At 75.1% G+C, this 4913-nt stretch carries 4 protein-coding genes and 1 pseudogene; 2 read left to right on the top strand and 3 right to left on the bottom strand.

The features are described from left to right. Both AB0442_RS41845 and AB0442_RS41840 read right to left on the bottom strand, forming a co-directional pair. Positions 1-1159 (bottom strand): annotated as a pseudogene (locus tag AB0442_RS41845) (hypothetical protein); the annotation flags it as partial. Further along, a complete protein-coding gene (locus tag AB0442_RS41840) occupies positions 1156-1686 on the bottom strand; it encodes a SigE family RNA polymerase sigma factor (RefSeq protein ID WP_366168758.1) in 531 nt (176 codons plus the stop codon). The gene AB0442_RS41840 and the pseudogene AB0442_RS41845, both read right to left, overlap by 4 nt. A gap of 97 nt (positions 1687-1783) precedes the next feature. On the opposite strand from AB0442_RS41840, the gene AB0442_RS41835 reads away from it, so the two are divergent. Further along, positions 1784-2434: a hypothetical protein gene (locus AB0442_RS41835; RefSeq protein WP_366168757.1), complete on the top strand. Its 651-nt coding sequence runs from the start codon at positions 1784-1786 to the stop codon at positions 2432-2434. A 19-nt stretch (positions 2435-2453) separates the two neighbouring features. Here the strand turns inward: AB0442_RS41835 and AB0442_RS41830 are convergent, their stop codons facing one another. Continuing rightward, positions 2454-3416, bottom strand: coding sequence for an RDD family protein (locus AB0442_RS41830; RefSeq protein WP_366168756.1), 963 nt, complete (start codon positions 3414-3416; stop codon positions 2454-2456). Between the two features lie 111 nt (positions 3417-3527). On the opposite strand from AB0442_RS41830, the gene AB0442_RS41825 reads away from it, so the two are divergent. Continuing rightward, positions 3528-4532: a stage II sporulation protein M gene (locus AB0442_RS41825; protein WP_366168755.1), complete on the top strand. Its 1005-nt coding sequence runs from the start codon at positions 3528-3530 to the stop codon at positions 4530-4532. Positions 4533-4913: the final 381 nt, after the last annotated feature.

Genomic DNA, 4913 nt, shown 5'->3' with positions numbered 1-4913 from the left:
GGCGGTTCGACGTCCGGCGGTCACGCTCCTCGACGGGTCGGGCCGGCCGCCGTGAGTGGGGCACCCGCCCCGGAGGCCCGATGCTCTCCCACGCGGCTGGGTCCGCGCCGATCGCCACGACGTGCGGGAGCCAGCCCGCAGGGCCGCCCACCGCGGTCAGCGCACTGCGGTCCGCCGTCTGCACGCACACCATCAGCCCGCCCTGCTCCCGGCAGGCCGACGGATCGGTCTCCCCGGCGGTGCCCTCCACCGCCTGCATCCGGGGCAGCCAGTCCGAGCCGAGCGGCACCACCGTGGTGCTGAACGACTGCGTCGACGAGACCGAGAACGTCAGCCGCAGCGACCAGTCGCCCGCCCCCGCGCGCGGCCGCAGCAGATCCGCGTTGGTGACCGCGTACGCCGCCGGCACCCCGGTCAGCCGCACCGGCAGCGCCACCGGGCGCAGCCCGAGTGACGCCTTCTCGGCCACCTTGTGCATCAGCGTGGCCTGCTGGCCCGGCGGTACCGCGGAGGAGGTGAGCTCCGCCCACCGGCCGTTCGCCAGGTGCCAGCGCAGCACCGAGCGCCCGCCCACCGTGGAGTCGGGCGCGGCCCAGAACGCCTCCCGGCCGTTCACCGGCGCCGCCGCCACCAGGCCCCGCTCCGTCCCGTCGCGCATGTCGACCGGTGGCAGTTCGTCCGCCCGGTACACGGCCAGGCCGAAGCGCATCCCCCGGCCCGAGGCGTCGTCCGCCGCCTGGACCCGCAGCCCGTTGGCCCCCGACGTGTAGCGCACCACCTTCATCGAGTCCGGCAGCCAGCCGAAGTCCGCCTCCACCGACAGCGGCGCGAACCCGTCCGCCGCCGTCGCCCCGTCCGGCGCACTCGCCCCCGGGCTCGGAGTGCCCGGACGCGGCGTCACCGAGGGCGCCGTCGACCCGGCCCCCGGTCCCGCCGGACCGACCGGCGACACCGACCGGCCGCCCACCCCCGCCGCCACCGAACTGCACACCAGCAGCACCGCGGCGGCCGCCCCCCACACCGACATCCGCCGCCGGGCCACCCGGCCCCGCCCCTGCCGCACCGCCGCGCACACGTCGACGCCGCTCGGCGGCGCCGCCGACTCGGCCAGCTCCGCCAGCCCGGCGACCAGCTCCTGCTCCGACCTGACCCCGCTCACGCCTCCGCCCCTCCTGCCCGAGCAGGGACCACCCGGCGGCGCAGCGCCGCCAGCCCCCGCGAGGTCTGGCTCTTCACATTGCCCGTCGAGCAGCCCAGCACGTCCGCCGTCTGCTCCACCGTCAGATCGCAGTAGTAGCGCAGCACCACCGCCGCCCGCTGCCGCGGCGGCAGCGACGAGAGCGCCTGCCGCAGGTCCAGCGACGCGTCCAGGTCCGCCGCCACCACCGCACCGGCGTCCGGCTCGGACCCGACCGTCCGGATCCGCCGCCACCACGGCGACCGCTGCTCCGCCAGGTACGTGTTCACCAGAACCGTCCGCGCGTAGCCGTCCCGGTTCTGCACCTGCCCGACCCGCGACCAGTTCGCGTAGAGCTTGGTGATGCACTCCTGCACCAGGTCGTCCGCCCGGTGCCAGTCCGAGCACAGCAGGTACGCGACCTTCCGCAGCCAGCCCGCCCGGGAGGCCACGTACTCGGTGAACTCGGCGTCGCGCACGTGCCGCGCGGAACCCGCCGTCCTCCCCATCGAAGGCCCCTCCTCCCACGTCCCGGCGGTACGCCCCGCACCGCCCGCCCCCCTGATGCAGCCGGGGCCCGAAAAGGTTGCACGTAGGCTTCGGGCCATGCCCAACGGCCGCTACTCCCTGCACACCGACACCGGCCCCGCCGGCCACGGCCCCGCGCTGATCGGCGAGGAACGCTTCAGCTGCGCCCCGGGCCCGGCCGGCTGGCGGTACGTCTCCAAGACCTACGCGCCCGACGGCAGCGTCCTCGCCGCCACCGACCTCACCCTCGACTCCCGCTGCCGCCCGCTGCGCATGGAGCTCCGGGCGGCCGGCTGGCAGGTCCGGGGCGGCGCGGTCGACGGCGTCGCCTGGGTCCGGGCGGCCGCCGACGACCCGGCCGGGGACAGCGCGGTGGAGGGCCACGACCGGGCCCACGGCTTCACCGGCACCTCGCCGGCCTTCCTGATCGCCACCGCCCGGATGCTGCGGCTGGAGCCGGGAGCGAGCACGCGGGTGCGCCTGGTGGAGCTCACCGAACCCGTCCTCGCCCCGCGCACCGTCGACCAGGGCTGGCAGCTGGCCGGGGTCGACACCCACGACACCGACAGCGGGCCGCTGCTCGTCGAGCGCTACACGGTCGCCGACCTCGCCACCGGCGAGCAGCGGCCCGTCCACATCGCCGGCGACGTGGTGCTCTCCGCCCCCGGCGTCGAACTGGAGGAACTGCAGTCCCCGCCCAACACCTGGCCGGACCGTTTCACCGGCTGAGACCGGTGCCAGCGCCCGGTCAGGACGGCGGGGCGAAGCCCGTCGAGGGCGCCGGGGGCGCCTGCGGCGGGACGGGAGTCTGCTGGGGAGGCAGGGACGGCGCGTGCGGGGCCTGCGGGGCCGGCGCGGTGTGCGGGACCTGCGGCGTGTACGGGCCCGGAGCGGGAGGCGCCGCGGGAGCCGGACCGCCCGGGGCGGGGGACTGCTGCCGGCGGGCCGCCTCGGCGGCCCGCTCCCACTCGCGCCGCTGCCGCTCGGTGAGGACGGCCGACAGGTAGGCCGCCGGATGCACGCCGTACGGCACCGGGCGGCCCGTCCGCCCGGCGAGGTCGGCCGCGAGCCGCTCCGCCATCCCCGCCGCCACCGCCGGGTCGAGCTGGCCGAGCCGGCCCAGGAACTGCCGCACCGCCAGCCACAGTCCGTCCGGCACCGCCGAGAAGTCCAGTGCCACCAGCTGCTCGCCGATCGCGTGCAGCAGCGCCGGGGGAGCCGCCGGCAGCGCCGACTGCGCCCGCGCGGCCTGCGGCAGCCGCTCCCGCACCACCAGCGTGCCCGCGAAGACGTCGCCCAGCCGGCGGCCCTGCGGAGAGACCAGCGAGGCGATCACGGCCACCGTGCCCACGGACATCTGGATCTCCAGCACCGAGACCAGCCCGCGCACCAGCGCGTGCCGGAAGCGCACCGGCCCGCCGTCCGTCCGCACCACCCGCAGGCCGAGTGCCAGCTTGCCCAGCGAGCGTCCGCGCGACAGCGTCTCGACCAGCACGGGCAGCCCCAGCAGGAAGAACACGCTCAGGCCGAGCACCACCGCAGCGGCGGCCGCCTCGTCCAGCGCCGGCAGCGCGGCGAGCACCACCGTGCCGGTGACCATCAGCGCCACCGTCTCCACGGCCAGGTCCAGGGCGATCGCCAGCGCCCGGCTGGGCACCTTCGCCGCCCGCAGCCCCAGGACGACGGCCTCGCCCGTCACCAGGTCGCTCACCGCGTCCCCCCATCCGTTCCGTTCGTGATCCCCGGCGGCCAAACATACGGCCGCCCGCCTCTGGCAAGCTAGGCCAGCCCCCGCCCTCGCCGCCCCGTGGAAGTGAGCCGCATGGACCTGGACGTCTTCGTCGCCTCGCACCAGGAGGAGTGGCGCCGACTGGAGACCCTGAGCCGGCGGCGCAGGCCGAGCGGCGCCGAGGCGGACGAGCTCATCGCGCTCTACCAGCGCGCCACCGGCCACCTCGCCCAGGTCCAGACGGCGGCTCCCGACCCCGTCCTGGAGGGCCGCCTCACCACGCTGGTCGCCCGCGGCCGCAGCGCCGTGACGGGCGCCCGCACCTCCTCCTGGCGGGACGCGGGCCGCTACTTCACCGTCGGCTTCCCGGCCGCCCTCTACCGCGCCCGCTGGTGGTGGATCCCCGTCGGCGTCCTCTCCCTGCTGCTCAGCGCCCTCATCGCCTGGTGGATCTCCAGCCACCCCGAGGTCCGCGCCAGCCTCGGTGCGCCCGAGCAGCTCCGCGAGATGACACGCCCGGGCGGCGGGTTCGAGGCGTACTACTCCGAGCACCCGGCCACCTCCTTCGCCTTCCAGGTGTGGACCAACAACGCCTGGGTCGCCGCCCAGTGCCTGGTCTTCGGCGTCCTGCTCGGCCTCCCCGTGCTCTGGGTCCTCTTCGGGAACGTGATGAACCTCGGGATCGGCCTCGGCCTGATGTCCTCCGCCGGCCGCCTCGACCTCTTCCTCGGCCTGCTGCTCCCGCACGGCCTGCTGGAGCTCACCGCCGTCTTCGTGGCGGCCGGCGTCGGCCTGCGCCTGGGCTGGACGGTCGTCGACCCGGGCCGCCGCACCCGCGCCGCGGCCCTGGCCGAGGAGGGCCGGGCCGCGATCGGCATGGCCATCGGCCTGGCCGCGGTGCTCATGGTCACCGGCGCCATCGAGGCCTTCGTGACCCCCTCCGGCCTGCCCACCTGGGCACGGATCTCGATCGGCGTCACCGTCGAGGTGCTCTTCCTGCTGTACGCCCTGGTGCTCGGCCGCCGCGCCGCGGCCACCGGAGAGTTCGGCGACGTGGAGGCCGCAGACCGCACCGACCTCCAGCCCGTCGCGGCCTGAGACCGGCCGGCGCCTGGTAGGCTCTTGATCATCCCGAAGGCCATTGACGTGGATTTGACGGGCTAGTAGGTTTGAACGGTTGGGGCTGGCTGGACAACGGCCGGAACCAGGCGTAGTGTCTACGACACCGTCGAGCCAGGGCAGAGCGTCCGTCCGGACCGCCACCCGGCGAAGACAAATCCCGGGACTGAGCACTCCGAAGCTTTTGATAAGCTTCTCTGCGAAGTCGAAGGAAATCCCTCCAGCGGGAATCCGAAAAACAAACGGTCGGTAAAACGACCGGGCGCGGATCTGATAAGCTGGAAACACGGAAGAGCGAAACGCCCGGAGGGTCCGCTGGAAGGCGGTCCGAAGGAAGTGTCCGTTCCTTGAGAACTCAAC

Source organism: Kitasatospora sp. NPDC085895 (assembly GCF_040702125.1).
Lineage (GTDB): Bacteria > Actinomycetota > Actinomycetes > Streptomycetales > Streptomycetaceae > Kitasatospora > Kitasatospora arboriphila.
This window is presented reverse-complemented; position numbering and strand designations above follow the sequence as displayed.